Raw genomic sequence first — 21,147 nt, 5'->3', positions numbered from 1 at the left:
ATATGACTATCCACAGTCTATTTGAAAAGCAAGTAGTAGCTAATTCAGATCATCCCGCTGTTGTCAGTTGTGAAAAATGCCTAACTTATCGCGAATTAAATGAAAAATCCAATCAATTAGCTGAAGTACTGGTTGAGCATAATGTTTGTACTGGTTGCATTGTTGGCATTATGATGGAACGCTCCGTCGATATGATCATTGCAGTATTAGCGGTCCTTAAATCTGGAGGAGCTTATTTGGCAATTGATCCAGGTTACCCTGAGGAGAGAATTAGATTCATGCTAAGTGACAGCAATGTGAAGTTGCTGCTTACACAGCAGCATTTAGGAACTCCTAATCATCCAGGATTAAGTAAATTAGTAGTGACTGAACAACTGTATTCCAATCGCTCGACTGATAATTTGGAGCGGAATGTTTGCTCGAGCGATCTCGCCTATTTAATCTATACCTCAGGTTCAACAGGACAGCCTAAAGGAACCTTATTAGAACATAAGGGAATTGAAAATTTGCAGTCAATTTGGACAAATAAGTTCCATATTACTTCAAAAGATCGAATCGGTCAGTTTGCCAGCTTTTCATTTGATGCCTCTGTATGGGAACTTTTCATGGCACTTTTTAATGGGGCAACCTTATATATTATTCCTCAGAAAATAATACATGATCCCATCGATTTTGAAACTTATGTTTCAGAAAATATGATTACCGTCTTAACACTGCCTCCAAGTTATGCAGTGTACCTGGAAGCTTCACATATTTCGGATTTAAGGTTGCTGATAACAGCCGGATCGTCATCATCCAGTAATTTGGTAAATCAATGGAGTCCGTGTACAACTTATGTGAATGCATACGGGCCCACAGAAGCGAGCATATGTGCTTCTTTATGGATGGCTCCTTCAGCATATTTTGAAGGTAATTCAGTTCCTATTGGCTTGTCATTGCCGAATACGCATTTTTTTATTTTTGATGAGCAACTGAACCCTGTTGATACTGGAGAAATCGGGGAACTTTTCATAAGCGGCTGTGGGCTGGCAAGAGGCTATTTGAATCGTCCAGAGCTTACAAAACAAAAATTCATCCAACATCCAACAATTCCGGAAATAACAATATATAGAACTGGTGATTTAGTTCGGATGCTTCCTGACGGGAATTTGGAATATCGTGGGAGGATAGATCAGCAAGTAAAAATACGTGGACATCGGATCGAATTAGAAGAAATTGAGGCGATTCTACTTAAACATAAAGAAATCACAGAAGTAGTGGTGCAGGCTATTCAGAATGAGCAGGATCAGTTGCAGTTGTGCGCGTATTATGTAGCCCAAAATACGATAAGCACGGCGGAGTTGCGTCAGTTTATCAAGCAAGAATTACCGATTTATATGATGCCTACCTATTTTATTTATTTATCTGAACTTCCTATGACCATTAATGGAAAAGTGGATCGAAAAGCTCTTTCTATGCCAACCAGGGATTTATCGGAGCAACCTAATCTTCAGCAGCCTCGCACTGATTTAGAAGAACTTTTATGCCTACTAATGGGCGAGGTTCTTGGCGTAGGCCAGGTGGGTATATATGATAACTTTTATGATTTGGGTGGTGATTCAATTAAAGCCATTCAATTATCTGCAAAGTTGAACTCCCATAATCTAAAGCTCAGTAGTCATCTTCTTTTAAAACAGCCTACTATTGCACAATTTGGCCAGTCCATTCAACGGATTCACCGTAAGAGTGACCAAGGCAAAATTTTGGGGAATGTCCCCCTTACCCCTATTCAGCATTGGTTTTTTACAAAAAAGTTAACTGATAAGCATCATTGGAATCAATCTGTTCTGTTTTATAATCCGGAACGCTATGAAACAGAAGCATTGTTCAGAGTTTTGAGAACACTGGTTGAGCACCATGACGCGCTTAGAATGACTTATCAGATGGAGAGCGGTAATTTAAAACAGGTGAACATGGACGTGAGTCCCGAGGTATTCAATTTCAATGTATTCGACGTGCCGCATGAGGATGAAGAAAAATTTATTATTGACCAAATTTCAGAGATTCAAGGGAGTAAAAGTTTGGAGAAGGGGCCATTAGTACATTTAGGACTGTTCAGATCCGAGTCAGGAGATCATTTGCTGCTATCGATACATCATTTAGTGATGGACGGAATTTCCTTACGTATATTAATCGAAGATTTCTCAAAGTCCTATGAGCAAATTATTAAAGGCAGACAGGTGGTTATACTGCAAGAAAAAACAGATTCATACCAAAAATGGGCTGAAGCATTGGAAAATTATTCGGATAGTAGGGAAATAGTAAAATACATCCCATATTGGCTGAATTTCAATGCAAAAGTTAATCAAGAATTATTACTGTGGAAAAATGATCAAGTACAGGTGTCAACACAAAGGAACAAACGTAATTTAAAATTTGCTCTGTCAAAAGAAAACACAAAAAGGCTTCTTGGCCAAGTCCATCATGCATATAACACCGATATAAATGATGTTTTGATAACTGCTTTAGGGATAGCTCTGTATGACTGGCTTAAAGTCAAACAAGTTGTAATCAATATGGAATCCCATGGCCGTACAGATATTTTACCTGATATGAATATTACACGTACAGTCGGTTGGTTCACATCTCAGTGCCCAGTGCTTCTATGTATGTATGAGCCTGACAATTTGTCTGAATGGATTATAAAAACCAAAGAGAATCTTAGAAGTATTCCAAATAAAGGTTTGGACTATGAGGTACTCAAATATCTTAGCCCGGAAAGTTTGAGGGCACCTTTGGTATTTTCTATTGAGCCAGAAATTAATTTTAATTATTTAGGTCAACTTGACCCAATCTCAAGTTCTCCATATTTCCAACTCTCTTCTTACAGCAGTGCAGCTTCCTTTGGACCCGAGGGATTAGGGAATATCAGCCCTAATAATGAACTGTGTTATGCACTTGAAATAACAGGGTATATCACGAGAGATCAATTGCATCTTTCTATCGGCTATGATAGTGCACGGATTAGTGGACAAGAAATCCAACATTTGGCGGGAAGATATGAAAAGCATCTTATCAGGACTATTCAGCATTGTATAGACAAGAAGGAGCAGTTGCGCACTCCAAGTGATTTTACATTAAAAAATTTAAAGGAAGAGGATTTAGATATGATTTATGATGTGCTTCGCAGTTCCTTAAATTCTAAACACTAGATTAGGCAGGTGAGTAGAGTGAACCCGTTTTCAAAAGAACAAATTCAGGATATATATACGCTGTCCCCCATGCAAGAAGGCATATTATATCATTCTCTGTCAGATACAGATCCCAACACTTATTTAGTACAGCTAATTCTAACCATGGAAGGTCATCTTCATGTTGAACTTATGAAGCAAAGTTTTTCGACACTTATCCAACGGCACAATGTATTAAGAACTACTTTCTTATTGGAAAAGGTCAAGCAGCCACTTCAGGTAGTGCTGACGGAAAGACCTCTTCAATTTGTTTATAAAAGCAGAGCTGATATATCAAATCTGGATAAAAAACAGTGGATTCAGCATTATTTACAAAAGGATCGTCAGCAAGGATTCAATCTAACGGTAGATCCGCTCATTAGGCTGTCCGTGCTCCAGACAAGCTCTAGTGAAAGTACTTGTATACTCACTTTTCATCATATTTTAATGGATGGCTGGTGCTCTGATTTAATCCTTTGCGAATTATTCGAAATCTATACTGGTTTAGTTAAAGGACAAAGTCAAACCATTTGTATGGAGCAGCCTTATAGTCAGTATATAGAATGGTTGGCAATACAAGACCAAGACAGTGCTCTTGAATACTGGAAAGATTATTTAAGCGGATTTGAAGAATGCTCCATTCTACCAGATCAGACACGCAGTAATGGAAAAAAATCAGTTCAAAATTATAGCTTGGGTAAACATTCTATTCAATTAGAGCGTCGACTGTCCAATTTCTTGAAAGAATTGGCTCGAAACAACCAAGTTACATTAAACGCGGTCTATCAGAGTCTTTGGGGGATTGTGCTGCAAAAATATAATAATAGTAACGATGTTGTATTTGGTTCAGTTGTTGCAGGACGGCCACCAGAGATCCCAGCAGTTGAGCGAATGCTAGGATTGTTTATTAATACAGTTCCCTTACGTATACAATCAGCGGGAGACCAAACTTTTACCTCACTAATACAGCATATTCATCATCTGAATTTAAAATCTAAGCCCTATGAGCACTTGTCACTTTCACAGATTCAAAATCAGTCGATCGGACAAAGCCTGTTTAATCATATTTATGTGTTTGATAATACGCCTTTAAATTCCTCATGGAAACATCTGTTAGCGGAAGTGGATGTAAATATTAAGGAAGTTGATGTTATAGAACATACTAATTATGACTTAAGTATTACAGTGCTTCCGGGAGATGAAACAAACATAACATTTATCTATAATTCCAATATTCATTCTGAAGATACTGTGAGAAGAATGGCAAATCATATATATAATGTCGCAATGAAAATCTATAGTGAACCTTCTGCTTGCTTGAAAAATATTTGTATTTTGAGTGCTGATGAGGAAACCGAACTTATTGCACTGAGAAGCTCAAAGAGTATGGAGCACAGCGGTACAGAAACACTTGCAGATTTATTTGAAAGACAAGTTGAAGTTGCGCCATTTGCAACGGCCCTTACCTATGGAGAAACTCATATATCATATGGTGAGTTAAATAAGCAAGCCAACAAGCTTGCCTATGTTTTGCAAGATATAGGTGTTCAACCTGATCAACTAATTGGACTGCTTACTGAGCGTTCACCAGAGATGATTGTTGGGATACTAGGCATTTTGAAATCCAATGCAGGCTATACTCCTCTTGATCCGGAAAATACAAGTGAGAGGTTAAAGGTTATTGTGCAGGATGCGAACTTATCAATCATTGTAGTTTCGCGATCAAACGTTTCTTTAATTACAAAGCTAATAGCACAACTGGAAGGTTCCGAAAGACATCGGATTTTGGTTCTTGAGGACGTGCTGGAACAAACAAATGATCGTGATAAGAGTAACCCACTACGCATATCAGAGGCTAACCATTTGGCTTATGTAATGTATACTTCTGGCTCGACCGGTATACCTAAAGGAATCATGATTGAACATATCAATGTAATGAGAGTTGTGAAGGGTTCAGATTATGTACAAATTACACCACAAGATACCATTCTCCAATTGTCCAACTTTGCTTTTGATGGTTCTATTTTTGATATATTTGGGAGTCTTTTGAATGGAGCAAGACTTGTTTTAATAGACAAAGAGACAATGCTTAATGTATCTGAGTTAGCTCAATTGATTTTAAAAGAGAGTGTCTCCGTTTTTTTTGTGACAACGGCTCTTTTTAATACACTCGTAGACCTTGAAATTCATTGCTTGGCCAATGTAAGAAAGGTACTTTTTGGTGGCGAGCGAGTATCCATAGTACATGTAAATAAAGCTTTTCAGTTGATGGGTAAAGGGAAAATTATTCATATGTATGGCCCCACAGAGAGTACCGTTTATGCGATGTATCATGAAGTTCAAGAAGTTAATGAGGAGATGTTTACGATCCCGATCGGCCGACCCATTAAGAATACGGAGGTGCTTGTTCTTAATTCGGATAATCAGCAACAGCCAATTGGGGCAACTGGGGAACTGTGTATTGCTGGAGAAGGTCTCGCACGAGGTTATCTCAACAATGACCAATTAACTCAAGAGAAATTTTTCTATCTGCATGATAAACGATTATATAAGTCAGGTGACTTAGGGCGACGACTTGCAAACGGAGAAATTGAATTTACAGGACGTAATGATCATCAGGTAAAGATTAGGGGGTTCCGAATTGAATTAGGTGAAATTGAAAAGTGTATCCTTGAAAATCAGGCCATTAAAGAAGTATTCATCATGGAGCAGGCAGATAAACAAGGAGATAAGCGCTTATGTGCGTATTTTGCGGCAGATCAAGAAATGAATACCGAAAAAATCAGGCAATGGGTATCCGAAAGATTGCCAAATTACATGATCCCTGCCTATTTTGTAAAGGTAAAGAAGTTGCCTTTAAACGCAAATGGCAAAGTGGATCATAAAAAACTACCAATTCCTGATACAAGCCAGCTTTTTCAGAATCAAGCGATACGTCCAAGGAACAGTACTGAAGAGACGATAGCCCGTGTATGGGAAACGGTGTTGGGGATTGAAAACATAAGTGTAGTCGAGGATTTTTATACATTGGGAGGAGATTCAATAAAAGCGATTCAAATTTCGGCGCAACTCCGAGTGAAAGATATTACAGTAACTACCAAAGATATATTCCAGTATCCGAGCGTAGCGGATTTAAGCACCTTTATTATAAAGGGACAATCTAAGCAGGCCCAGTCTGTGAATACTACTGTGATCCAAAATGGCTATGACGAATTAGGGATTTCCGCAAGTGATCTGCACGAACTTCAAACAGAGTTGAATTCTAAGATCAATTAACAGGGGGAACTAGTCATGTCGTCTAAACAACTTTTACAAAAGATTTATTCGCTAACACCGATGCAAGAAGGAATTCTATATCATACATTGCGTGAAGAAAATCAGGGGAATTTTATAGTTCAGCTTTTTTTCAGTGTGGAAGGGCCTCTCTCACTAGATATTATGAATAAGAGTATGCAATTGCTTGTACAGCGACATGATGTTTTCCGTACGCTTTTTAATGTCGATAAAGCGAAGCGACCCATTCAAATGGTCGTAGACCATCTGGAACATAAAATTGTTTTTCAGGATTTAACTGAAAAAAATCATGATTGCCAAATGGAGTATATCTCTCATTATGCCGATGAGGAAAAAATGAAAGGCTTCGATGTAACTGCTGAAATGCTTGTTCGGCTTGCGGTATTCCAGACGAATCTGCAACATTTTCGATTACTGCTAAGCTTTCATCATATTATTGTAGATGGTTGGAGCTTGAGCGCGATTGTACAAGAGCTTTTTGAAATATATAGTGCCTTATCCGCGCAAAGATCTCCTGTTCTAAGGGAAATTCACTCTTTTCAAAATTATATCGAATGGCTTAATCATCAGGATCAAGATTCTGCAAGTTTATACTGGAACCAATATTTAGAGGGGATTGAACAGTCCACTGCTCTACCATGGCAACCCAAACAGAAAAAGGAAGGCTACTTGCAGGAACAAGTTAAGTTTACCTTCGATCGAGAAATGACTAAAAAACTTAAGGAATTGGCACTTGTCTATCGTGTAACAATGAATGCTGTCATTCAAGCAATCTGGAGTATTGTGCTAAAAAGATATAATGATACCAATGATGTGGTTTTTGGAACAGTCGTTTCAGGAAGGCATGCAGCAGTTTCCGGAATCGACCAAATGATCGGAATATTTATTAATACCAATCCAGTAAGAATAAAATTTGAGCAAGATATCGATTTTGAAGACCTGTTGATACTCATCCATAAGCAAATGATTGACTCCCATGAGCACAGTCATTATCCTCTGATGAAGATACAAGCGGCTACACCATTGAAAGAGAATTTAATCAATCATATTGTAGTTTTTGAAAATGTGCCTTTGGAATTCAATTTATTAGACGGACAGCATGTGCATGAGTTGAAAATTTATGATTTTGAATTAAAGGACCAAACAAACTATGATTTCAATATCATTATTATCCCCTCCGAAGAAATATCTGTATGTTTAAAGTATAATGCATTTTGCTATTCGCATGAAGATATGCAAAAGGTTGCCGGACATATTCGTGCGGTCACTACTGCCATCACTGAAAATCCACACATACTCGTTAGAAACATTTCAATTCTCACACCAGATGAAAAAGAACGTATATTAACAGAATTCAACAACACAGACCAGGCTTTTTCTGGTCAACAATGTTTACACGAATACTTTGAAGATAGAGTTATAGCTAATCCTAATAAAACTGCCCTTATCTTGGGTGAACAAAAAATGAGCTATGAAGAGGTTAACAAACGTGCCAATCAGCTAGCCAGAATACTACGAGGCAAGGGGTTAGGTAGTAATCGGAGCGTTGGAATAATGGTTGAAAGATCATTTGAAATGATCATAGCTATACTAGCGATTCATAAGGCTGGTGGTGCTTATATACCTATCGATCCCGATTATCCCAAAGAGCGGGTTCGTTATATGCTACAAGACAGCGTAACTAACCTTGTCTTAACAAAGACAAAGTGGAAGGAATGCCTCTCAGGTTTTGAAACAGAAATCCTGCTTATGGATGTAGGCTTGTCTGATAACGAGGATGACACCAATCTAAATTGTGTTAATAAACCTGAGGATATTGCTTACATTATGTACACATCAGGTTCTACTGGCAAACCAAAAGGGGTTATAGTTCAGCATCGGTCCGTTGTCAACAATATGTTGTGGATGCAACGAAAGTATTCGATCACAGAAGCGGACGTTATTATGCAAAAAACAACTTACACTTTTGATGTGTCTGTGTTTGAATTGTGCTGGTGGTATTTCCAGGGCGCTGCCACCCTATGTTTATTGGAGCCTGGAGCTGAAAAAGATCCTGAGAGCATAATCCGCACAGTTGAACAAAAAAAAGTAACTGTGATCCACTTTGTTCCATCCATGTTACATGCATTTTTAGACTATTTGGAATATGGAGAGGGACATATTCAGCGTTTATCGTCTATACAAAAAGTATTCACCAGTGGAGAAGCACTGACATGCTGGCATGTTCAACGGTTTAACGATAGATGGAGAAGAGATAGAAACATTGTTTTCTCTAATCTATATGGACCGACTGAAGGCACTATACATGATTCTTATTTTGATTGTCCTTCTGATTTTGAGATGGATTCCATACCAATCGGCAAGCCAATCGATAATATTCAAATGCATATAATAGATCAGGATGGTCAATTGCAGCCAATTGGAGTAGCAGGAGAATTATGTATTTCGGGTACAGGTGTAGCAGCAGGATATGTGAATCTTCCAGAAGCAACTGAAGAGAAATTTGTAAGGGACCCATTTAGAGTAGGTCAAAAAATGTACAAAACAGGCGATTTAGCAAGATGGAAGAGTGATGGGAATATTGAGTACATGGGGAGAAAAGACTTTCAAATTAAGATCCGTGGGTATCGAATTGAGATTGGAGAAATAGAAAACGTTCTGCATCAATATCCAGGTATACAGCAGGCATTAGTCACAGTATATATGGATGCCAAAAATAATGGACATTTATGCGCATATATTATGGAGTCCCGATCTATCAATGAAAATTCTATAAAAGAATATCTTATCCAACGGGTTCCAGATTATATGGTGCCGTCTTATTTTATAAAGTTAGATAGATTTCCTCTATCGCAAAGCGGAAAGATTGATCGTAGGAATTTACCAGTACCGGACATCAAAGTAAAGGTATCTGCTAGCTACACACCGCCAAGAAATCATATTGAAACCGTGACTTCAGAGATATGGGAAGAAGTGCTGGGGGTAGAAAAAGTGGGCATTCATGACCATTTTTTTGCACTCGGGGGAGATTCTATCAAAGCCATTCAAGTGTCGTCACGTTTACAACGTCATCATGTGCATATCGGGATCAAAGATATTTTCGCGAATCCGACGATTGCACAATTAAATCAGGTGTTAGCTATACAAACAAAAGTTGTAGATCAGAGTGTTGTTGAGGGGATCGTTCCGCTTACGCCAATTCAAAAGTGGTTTTTTGAACATCAGGGGATACAACGTCATCACTGGAATCAGTCTTTTATGTTGTATAGAAAAGAAGAATTTGAACCTGACATTCTTCAAGAAACGATGAATTATATCATTTATCATCATGATGCTCTACGTATGGTGTATGCAAGCGAGCAAAACTCTATTGTACAAACAAATCAGGACATGAAAGAGTCAGCTTGGTTGCAGGTTGTGGATCTATCAAGTGAACTGGATGTAAGGGAGCGTATTTCAAATTTTTCAGAAGAGATTCAAAAGAATATGGATTTAACTACAGGTCCTCTACTGAAGTTGGGACTGTTCCAAACCATAGAAGGAGATCATCTCCTTATTGTTGCTCACCATTTGGTAATCGATGGTGTTTCTTGGCGAGTATTGCTGGAAGATATCACACAGGTTTATAAACAGCTTAGTTCTGGAGAAAAGCCTTCATTACCGTATAAGACAACTTCCTATAAGAGCTGGGCTAGTGCACTGGAGGAGTATGCGAACAGTCCGGTACTACTTGATGAGATTCCATACTGGATGAATATGGATCAGCGTCATATTGAGCCTCTGCCTAAGGATCACACATGTCCAACTAACTTTATCAAGGATTCGAGATCGATAAATATTCAACTATCCAAGCAGGACACAGACAATCTGCTTCGTCATTCTAATCAGGCTTACAATACGGAAATTAATGACTTATTGTTAGCTGCGTTAGGGAGTGCATTCCGAGATTGGACACATCATACTCAGATTCTAATCGGTTTGGAGGGGCATGGGAGAGAAGACATAGTTTCTGATATTAATGTCTCCCGGACGATCGGTTGGTTTACAACGATGTATCCTGTAGTAATTGATCTTCCGCCATCTTGTTCTGTTCAGGATATTGTTCAACATGTAAAACAAACATTACGCCAAATCCCAAAAAAAGGGATCGGATATGGTCTGTTAAAATATATTACTGCTCTGGAACACAAAAAATCAATGAAGTGGAAACTCAATCCAGAAGTTTGCTTTAACTATTTAGGGGAATTTTCCCAAAGTATAGATCAGGAAGTTTTTACGCTTTCTAATATGCCTCAGGGCCAAATGCTTGATCCACAATCAGAGCGAAGTTACTCCATTGATATAACCGCAGCAGTCATGGAAGACGAGCTGAAAGTTTCTTTTATATACAATGAGTATGAGTATGATGAAGATACCCTGGCCGAAGTTGCCCTAAATTTTAAAAATCATCTCTTGGAAATTATCAATCATTGCGCAACATGTGGAACAAGAGAGGTTAGTGAAAAAATATACCCGATAGTGCTTCCCGATTTAGAACAATTAAACGCTCCTTTTGCATTAACTGATATTCAGATGGCATATTTTCTAGGTCGAAATGATGAACTTGAAATGGGCGGCGTTTCCACTCATGTATATACCGAGGTGGAGACTGACGTTGACATGGTGCGTTTTAATGAATGCTTGAATAAAGTCATTCAGAGACACCCAATGCTAAGGGCGATTATCATGCCAAGCGGCGAGCAGGTTATTCTTAAAGATGTGCCTGAGTATCAAATGGTTATAGAAGACCTTCGATTCCTGAAAAGAAGAGAACAAGAGGAACGAATTCATCTGGAGCGAAGCCGGATGTCACACCATGTGTTTGTTCCTGAACAGTGGCCGATGTTCGAATTTAAGGCTTTCCTGCTTGAGAATGATAAGTATCTATTGTGTATGGGCAGAGATTTGCTCATTGCTGATGCAGCAAGTATGGATATTATCGGTCGTGATCTGATGTATTTCTATCACAATCCAAATGCCGAATTGCCCAAATTGGACTTCAGCTTCCGCGATTATATTCTTGCTTATTTAGATTTGAAGCAATCTGAAATACATGAGCTGGATTGCAAATACTGGCTTAATAAAGTAGAAGATTTTCCATTAGCGCCTGTTCTTCCTTTACAATGTGATCCAGAACAAATAAAAACACCAAAATTCCAAAGAAAAGAGAAGATATACAATCAACAACAGTGGGTTTCTTTAAAACAGCTGGCTTTACAAAATGGAGTGACTCCATCCGCATTGCTTGCGACCATTTATTCATATCTTCTTTCTACATGGGGCAATCAAGAGAACCTGTCCATTAATCTTACGGTCTTCAATCGTTACCCTTTTCATGAGCAAGTAGAACATATAGTAGGTGACTTTACATCAAACCTTCTGCTTGGCATTTCATTTAAACCGGGTATGTCATTCTGGGAGAAGGCCAGAGCCGTTCAGTCTGTCTTAATTGATGCGTTGGAGCACCGTCACTATGAGGGTGTTGAGTTTATTAGAGATATTGTGAGACATCATGGGATTAGACATGGAAAGGCAGTAATTCCGTATGTTTTTACTTCTGTGCTTTCTGAAAATAAGACAGAGCGCACACCTGGTCTTGAACAATTAGGAAACTTGAAAACGGGAATAACGCAAACTTCACAGGTCTATATTGATTTTCAGGCAACATTAGTATCGGATGAATTATGGGTATTTTGGGATTATGTAGAGGAATTGTTTGCGCCAGAAATGATTGAAGATATGTTCAGGCAGTTTACGCAAATCATTGATTCTCTTTTGTTAAATACAATGAATTCTTCAAATTTGAAAATTGAAATAGAGAATGAGGAAGCTATCCGATTATACAACAATACGAACAAGACTTTTCCGCCTAGCACCTTGCACGGGTTGTTCGAGGAGCAGGCAGGGCGTACTCCAGAAGCAGTGGCGTTAATATATAAGCATGAAAGCCTCACGTATGGAGAACTGCAGAAACGTTCGAATCAGATTGCCCGCTATTTGCAAGAGCAGGGGGTATGTCGTGGTGATTATGTCAGCGTATTGGCAAGCCGAAGCATTGCAACCGTTGCTAATGTTATAGGTATTTTGAAGACTGGAGCAGCTTATGTACCGGTGGATCCAGACTATCCGGAAGAACGGCGCCACTACATCCATGAGCACAGTCAATGTAAGCTGACTGTAGGACCGGAGTTATACGATACAGCCGGCGTAGCAAAATATTCTGACGAAGCACTTCCGCTGGATTATCATCCGGACGATGTGGCGTATGTAATCTATACATCCGGCAGCACAGGCCGCCCCAAGGGTGTAATCACAACACACGGGGCAGCAGCCAATACAATTCAGGATATAAATCATAAATTAGGCGTCCATGAGCGCGACCGAATGATAGGTTTGTCCTCCATGTGTTTCGATTTGTCTGTATATGATCTGTTCGGTGCCTTGGCAGCCGGAGCGGCATTGGTACTGATTGATGACCAGCGGGATGTGGAAGATGTAATCTACACGATAGAGCATCAGGGCATCACCATATGGAATTCCGTACCGGCTATTATGGAAATGGTGCTGGCCAGCGTAACAGCTGACTTTCACAATGATGGAATTCGAACGGTGTTGCTCAGCGGGGACTGGATACCGCTACAGCTGCCTGAGAAAATAAAGCGAACTTGCCCACATGCAGAAGTGATTAGCTTGGGGGGAGCGACAGAAGCCTCGATTTGGTCCATTTACTACCCAATCAAGGAATGGGATAGACAGACCGCCTCGATACCTTATGGCAGGCCGCTGGCGAACCAGCAGATGTATGTGCTGAACTATGAACTGAAGCCTTGCCCGGCGGATGTACAAGGGGAACTATACATTGGGGGGATGGGGCTTGCGGTAGGTTACCTGAATGATGAACAGAAAACCCGTGAATCGTTTGTGGAACATCCAGAGCTGGGCCGATTGTACCGAACGGGAGATTATGGCGTATGGCGTCCAGCTGGTTATATCGAATTTCAAGGACGAAAGGATCAGCAGGTCAAGATCCGGGGGTACCGGGTAGAGCTGGGAGAAATTGAAGGCCGGCTGCTGGCACATGAATTCATCCAAAGTGCAGTGGTGATGGAACGAAGAGATCATCGAAATCATGTATTTCTATGTGCGTACTATGTTCCAGATGAGGAGGAAGTGACCCCAGAGGAGTTGCGAATATATTTACAACGGGAACTGCCGAGTTATATGGTGCCGTCGCATTATATGGAACTGGGTAAACTACCGTTATCGCCTAATGGCAAGGTGAATCGAAGAGAGCTGCCGATCCCGGATGTGGAGCAGCAAATGGATTCGAAATACGAAGGAGCACGTAATGAAACAGAGCAGAAACTGACGGGAATATGGAAAGAGGTATTGGACGTCGAACGAGTAGGAATCCATGATCACTTCTTTGAACTGGGTGGAAATTCGATTCTGATGGTGCAAATCCGAACCAGAATAAGCAGGGAAATGGGAATCGATTTGAATCTACGAGACTTCCTGCAGCATTATACCATAGCGAAGCTGTCAGAACGGATCAAGGAAGGTGTAGATACACAAGCGGCCATCGTGTATCCGGAATTGATACCTGATCCGGAGCATATGTATGAACCATTTCCGCTAACGGATGTGCAAATGGCCTATCTGATGGGACGTGAGGACCATTTTGAAATGGGCGGAGTATCGACTCATGGATATACGGAAATTAAAACCGACTATGATATAGACCGACTTAATGTTGCATTACAACAGGTCATTCAATATCAGCCCATGATGCGTGCAGTCGTATTTCCTACCGGAGAGCAGGTTATCCTGGAGAACGTACCGGAATATCGAATAACAGTGATTGACCTTACCCATATGAGTTCGTCTGAGCAACAAGAACGGATAGTGTCAGAAAGAGAGCGAATGTCTCATTATGTATTTCCAACAGACCAATGGCCACTCTTTGAATATAAAGCTTTTAAATTATCTGAAGGAATTCATTATTTGATTATCAGCTACGACATGTTGATTACGGATGGAGCAAGTATCCAACTGATAGGTAAGCTGCTGGTTAAATTCTATCATGAGCCCAATTGGATGCCAACACAGTTGCAGAGTACATTTCGGGACTACATTCTGGCATTGCAGGATTTTAAAAATTCGGAAACCTATAAGCAGGACAAACTGTATTGGCTGAATAAATTAGACGATTTTCCTGCAGCTCCGGAGCTGCCTTTGAAAGCAGATCCCTCCGGTGTGACTGAGCCTCGTTTTTGCCGTCTGGAGCAAGAGATCGATAGAGAAACCTGGGAGAAAATTAAAAAACAGGCGTATCAGTACAACATCACGCCTACAGCGGCTCTTCTTGCTGCTTATGCAGAAGTGATGGTCTTTTGGAGTAATCAGCCTCATTTAGCCGTGAGCTTGACCGTTTTCAATAGACTACCGTTTCATCAAGATGTGAACGACATGATTGGGGATTTTACTTCCGTAATTCTTATAGAAATTGATTTTAGGTCTGAAAAGGGATATTGGGATAGGGCGAAACAGATCCAAGAACGTCTTTTAGAATCACTTGAGCATCGGCATTATGATGGAATTGAATTAATACGAGAAATATCTAAATACCATAATTATGGTAATCGTGCTGTTATGCCAATTGTTTTTACAAGCATGCTGCTGGGGACCAAAGAAAGAGGTGAAGTTAGCTGGTATGAATTAGGAGAAATACAAATGGGTGCTGGGCAGACATCTCAAGTTTACTTGGATCACCAACTTTTTGAAGATAACGGTTCGTTAAAGCTTGTTTGGGACTACGTTGAGCAACTATTTGATGAAAATGTAATTCATTCAATGTTCAAGCAATATATTGATACATTAACTCTGCATACCGATTGCGTGAAAAGTACCGAACAAGAAATAAAGCTGCTGGAGAGTTACAATAATACAGAGATGCAGATACCATACAGCACCTTGCACGGGCTGTTCGAGAAGCAGGCAGCACGTACTCCAGAAGCAGTGGCCTTAATGTATAAGCATGAAAGCTTCACGTATGGAGAACTGCAGAAACGTTCGAATCAGATTGCCCGCTATTTGCAAGAGCAGGGGGTATGTCGTGGTGATTATATCAGCGTATTGGCAAGCCGAAGCATTGCAACCGTTGCTAATGTTATAGGTATTTTGAAGGTTGGAGCAGCTTATGTACCGGTGGATCCGGACTATCCGGAAGAACGGCGTCACTACATCCACGAGCACAGTCAATGTAAGCTGACTGTAGAACCGGAGTTATACGATACAGCCGGCGTAGCAAAATATTCTGACGAAGCACTTCCGCTGGATTATCATCCGGACGATGTGGCATATGTGATCTATACATCGGGCAGCACAGGCCGACCGAAGGGCGTAATCACAACCCACGGAGCAGCAGCTAATACGATTCAGGACATAAATCATAAATTCGGCATCCATGAGCACGACCGGATGATAGGTTTGTCCTCTATGTGTTTCGATCTGTCTGTATATGATCTGTTCGGTGCTTTGGCAGCCGGAGCGGCATTGGTATTGATTGACGATCAGCGGGATGTGGAAGACGTAATCTACACGATAGAGCGTCAGGGCATCACTATATGGAATTCTGTACCGGCAATTATGGAAATGGTGCTCGCCAGCGTCACGGCTGAATTTTACAATGATAGAATTCGAACGGTGTTGCTTAGCGGGGACTGGATACCGCTACAGTTGCCTGAGAAAATCAAACGACATTGCCCGCATGCAGAAGTGATTAGCCTGGGAGGAGCGACAGAAGCCTCGATTTGGTCCATCTATTATCCAATCAGGGAATGGGATGGTCAGACCGCCTCGATACCTTATGGCAGACCGCTAGCGAACCAGCAGATGTATGTGCTGAATTATGAACTGAAGCCTTGCCCGGCGGATGTACAAGGGGAACTGTATATTGGCGGGATGGGGCTTGCGGCAGGTTATCTGAATGATGAACAGAAAACCCGTGAATCGTTTGTGGAACATCCAGAGCTGGGTCGATTGTACCGAACGGGGGATTATGGCATATGGCGTCCGGCAGGTTATATCGAATTTCAGGGACGGAAGGATCAGCAGGTCAAGATCCGGGGGTACCGGGTAGAGCTGGGGGAAATTGAAGGACGTCTGCTGGCACATGAATTCATCCAAAGTGCAGTGGTAATGGAACAAAGGGACCATCGCAATCACGTATTTCTATGTGCGTACTATGTTCCAGATGAGGAGGAAGTGACCCCAGAGGAGCTGCGAATATATTTACAACGGGAACTACCGAATTATATGGTGCCGTCGCATTATATGGAACTTGAGAAACTACCGTTGTCTCCTAATGGCAAGGTGAATCGAAGAGAGCTGCCGATCCCGGATGTGGAGCAGCAAATGGATTCGAAATACGAAGAAGCACGTAATGAAACAGAGCAGAAACTGACGGAAATATGGAAAGAGGTTTTGGGCGTCGAACGAATAGGAATCCATGATCATTTCTTTGAACTAGGTGGAAATTCGATTCTGATGGTGCAAATCCGAACCAGAATAAGCAGGGAAATGGGAATCGATTTGAATCTACGAGACTTCCTGCAGCATTATACTATAGCGAAGCTGTCGGAACGGATCAAGGAAGGTGTAGATACACAAGAGGCCATCGTGTATCCGGAGTTAACACCTGATCCAGAGCATATGTATGAACCGTTTCCGTTAACGGATGTGCAGATGGCTTATCTGATGGGACGCGAGGACCATTTTGAAATGGGCGGAGTGTCGACACATGTATATATTGAGTTGGAAACTTCATTGGATATGGATCGGTTTAATCGAGCACTGCAAAAAGTTATTGAACGTCATGCTATGTTGCGAACGATTATCCTGCCGAGCGGACAGCAACAAATATTAGATTATGTTCCGGAATATCATATTGAGGTTATCCCGATACAGGATCTCTCCAAGGAAGCCCAGGAAAAGAAAATACTGATGGAAAGAGAGCGCATGTCTCACTACATTTTCAAGACCGATCAGTGGCCTCTATTTGAGTATAAGGCTTATCAATGTTCTGCAGAAAGGTTTTACCTTTTTATCGGTTATGACATGTTAATAACGGATGGGGCAAGCTTTCAATTCATTCATCAGGAAATTATGAAATTTTATCATGATCCAGATTTAGATTTGGAAGGTGTGGACATTACTTTCAGAGACTACATGATGGCTTATACGGGTTTCAAATCCTCGGAAATATATAAAAGGGATCGGCAATATTGGACGGATAAACTGGAATGTTTTCCTGGTCCTCCTGCTTTACCGTATGTTTCCTCACCGAGCCTGATTGTACAACCGCGATTCAAAAGGGTAACCAAACATTGCAATAGGGAGCTTTACGAAAAGCTAAAGCAAGTTTCACAAAAAAATCACGTGACACCAACTGCAGTGCTGTGTACTGTATTTGCCAAAGTGTTGTCATACTGGAGTAATCAATCCCAATTGGCGCTCAATTGTACCATTTTTAATCGTTATCCATTTCATAAAGATGTGTATAAGATGATAGGGGACTTTACATCCGTTATGTTACTTGACATCACGCTTGAAGGAGGGAAATCTTTCTGGGAACAGACTGAATCCGTGCAAAACGTGTTGATGGAGGCGCTCGAACATAGGCACTACGATGGAATTCAATTCATCAGGGAAATAATACGTCAACGTGGTGCTGAAACTCATAAGGCAGCGATGCCCATTGTATTCACAAGCATGTTACTGGATACAGGGAAAGGTACTGATGATTCTGTTTATTATATGGGTGATGTAAAAACAGCGGTTTCTCAAACCTCTCAAGTTTTTTTAGATTATCAGGTCCTGGAAGTAGATGGTGGACTCACGATCACATGGGATTATGTTGAACAACTGTTTGATTCAGAATTCATTAAAGCGATGTTTGATCAGTACTTTATGCTGCTGGAATTTTCCTTAAGCTCAGATGCCGGAAATCGTTTTCCTTGGGGACATGAAAATCATCTTCTGACTGCAGCCTTTAATAATACTTGTGAAGAGATTCCAAGGACTACACTCCATTCCTTGTTTGAACAGCAGGTCGTTCGCTGGCCAGAGGCAATTGCAGTGATTTATAAAAATAGTCATATCACTTATCAGGAATTAAATGAACGCTCGAATAGGGTGGCACGCTATTTACAAGAATATGGCGTATGCCGTGGTGATTTTATTAGTGTATTAGCCAATCGGAGTATTGAAACCATTGTGAATATTATAGGTATATTGAAGGCAGGAGCGGCTTATGTACCGATTGATCCTGATTATCCGAAGGAACGTTGTGAATATATTAGGAATCACAGTGGTTGTAAATTAATGTTGAAACCGGATCTATACGTTAAGAAAGGATTAGCAGTATATTCTGGTGAAGCTCTTCAGGTCGAACATGATCCTAATGATGTTGCCTATGTGATTTATACTTCAGGCAGTACAGGCCAGCCTAAAGGAGTCATTGTTTCACATGGGGCGGTAGCGAACACAGTGCAAGATATAAATCGTAAATTCAATGTGAATGAGCAGGACCGTATTATTGGATTATCATCCATGTGTTTCGATTTATCGGTTTATGATCTATTTGGAGCATTAGCGGTTGGAGCGGCTTTAGTGCTTATTGATGATCAACGTGATATTACAGAAGTTGCCAAGACACTAGAGGAACATAAAATTACAATTTGGAACTCCGTTCCCGCTATAATGGACTTGATGTTGGACCATGTGCTGGGAGAAGAAGAGGAAAGCTGTCATTACTGGAATAGTATGTACCGGTCGTCTGGAGCACGTAAGAAAAACAGTTCTTTGCGTTTGGCCATTCTTAGTGGAGATTGGATACCTCTCAGTCTACCGGATAAAATTCGCAGACAATATATTCACGCGAATGTAGTAAGTATGGGGGGAGCAACAGAGGCTTCTATTTGGTCCATTTATTATCCTGTATATGAAGTCCATGAAGATTGGGCCTCCATACCTTACGGAATGCCACTAGCCAACCAAACTTATTATGTATTGAATTACGATCAGGAACTTTGTCCAGTAGGTGTAAAAGGTGAGCTGTACATTGGAGGTGTTGGTCTAGCCAAAGGTTATCTTCATGAAGAAGAAAAAACAGCAGTCTCATTCTTTAATCATCCAAAGTTTGGAAGATTATATCGCACTGGAGACCAAGGAATTTTGAATTCAAAGGGATATATTGAATTTTTGGGACGTAACGATCAGCAAGTAAAAATTCGCGGTTATCGTGTAGAACTTGGCGAAATTGAAAATCAAATTCTTCAAATTATTGGAGTAAAGGAAGCAGTGGTTTTATATACTCCTGATTCAAGAGGAAATAAAGTACTGTGTGCGTATATTGTGGCCCAACCAAGTTTGAGCATTCAGGATATTAAAGAAGGTATTTGTCGTGCATTGCCAAATTATATGGTGCCTACCCATTTTATTTGTCTTGAACAAATTCCTTTAACACCTAATGGCAAATTAGACCGGAAAGCACTGCCAGAGCCATCGGGTAAAACCATATTTCAAAAGAAATATGAAGCTCCAGTGACGGAGATGGAGCACATTATGGTACGAATTTGGGAAGAGATTTTGGAGTGTAGTTCCATTAGTGTAGACGATTCTTTATTTGAACTGGGAGTAGATTCGACAAGTGTAATTAAATTTGTGGCGAGACTAGCTACAGGGCACGGAATAGAGCCTCCGATTCGACAGATATTTGTGACACCGACTATTCGAGAATTAGCCTCCCTAGTTTCTTCATCTGAGACGCAGATTAGCGACCTTTCTAACGAAAGAATGTTGTTTAATCCACAGGGAAAGAGAGACAGGAACATATTTTGTTTCCCTCCGGTAGTGGCTTTAGGGGTTGTATATCAAAGGCTTGCAGATTTCCTTGGTTCCTATCGATTGTATAGTTTTAATTTTCTTGAGATTGAACAGGACCGTCTCATAGCAGAATATATCCACCTTATAAAAGAAGTTCAGCCTGAGGGGCCTTACGTATTTCTGGGGATTTCAGCAGGAGGGAATTTGGCTTTTGAGATTACAAAGGCCCTTGAAAAACAGGGAGATAAGGTTGGCCAGCTCATTTTATTGGACTCATTCTACATTACAGAAATAAATTCAGAGCGGCTTACAACGGAAGAGAGTCGTAAATATGCAAAAGAAACGGTAGACCTTATGTTGGAAAAATATCCACAATTGCAAAGCGAAGGAGAATTTTTTCATCTCCATGTTGGAGAGAAGATACAAAGATACTATGCTTATCTAGATAATTTAAAGAATTCCGGACAAGTTGCGGCTCAAATTCATGTTATTAAATCTCTTCAGAGTCAAAGTAAACATATCCGTGGAGATATCCGAATGTGGGAGCATTCTACAATTGGGGAGTACTCCATTTGTGATGGGTACGGGGATCATGAAAGCATGCTTGATGCTACATTTGTTGAACAGAATGCAGAGTTGATTCTAAGCATGCTGGAGAAATAAATGATGATAAAAAGAGGTATTCCAATGGCTATTTTGCCTCCTGGAATACCTCTTT

The 21,147-nt window shown here is 40.5% G+C and carries 3 protein-coding genes; all 3 read left to right on the top strand.

All coding sequences use genetic code 11. The features are described from left to right. Nucleotides 1–2: 2 nt before the first annotated feature. The 3 genes from ACXHJ2_RS16780 to ACXHJ2_RS16770 are packed head-to-tail and all read left to right on the top strand — an operon-like array spanning nucleotide 3 to nucleotide 21,092. Entirely contained in the window at nucleotides 3–3,191 is a 3,189-nt protein-coding gene (locus tag ACXHJ2_RS16780; RefSeq protein ID WP_058829169.1) for a non-ribosomal peptide synthetase, read from the top strand. An 18-nt stretch (nucleotides 3,192–3,209) separates the two neighbouring features. Next, nucleotides 3,210–6,485: a non-ribosomal peptide synthetase gene (locus ACXHJ2_RS16775; protein WP_058829170.1), complete on the top strand. Its 3,276-nt coding sequence runs from the start codon at nucleotides 3,210–3,212 to the stop codon at nucleotides 6,483–6,485. Nucleotides 6,486–6,500: 15 nt separating this feature from the next. Then, nucleotides 6,501–21,092: an amino acid adenylation domain-containing protein gene (locus ACXHJ2_RS16770; protein ID WP_457874214.1), complete on the top strand. Its 14,592-nt coding sequence runs from the start codon at nucleotides 6,501–6,503 to the stop codon at nucleotides 21,090–21,092. Nucleotides 21,093–21,147 lie beyond the last annotated feature (55 nt).

Source organism: Paenibacillus sp. ALE3, assembly GCF_054113405.1.
This window is presented reverse-complemented; position numbering and strand designations above follow the sequence as displayed.

Coding starts and splice junctions, on each gene's coding strand:
- ACXHJ2_RS16770 (WP_457874214.1), top strand. CDS start 6,501: ATGTCGTCTAAACAACTTTTACAAAAGATTTATTCGCTAACACCGATG.
- ACXHJ2_RS16780 (WP_058829169.1), top strand. CDS start 3: ATGACTATCCACAGTCTATTTGAAAAGCAAGTAGTAGCTAATTCAGAT.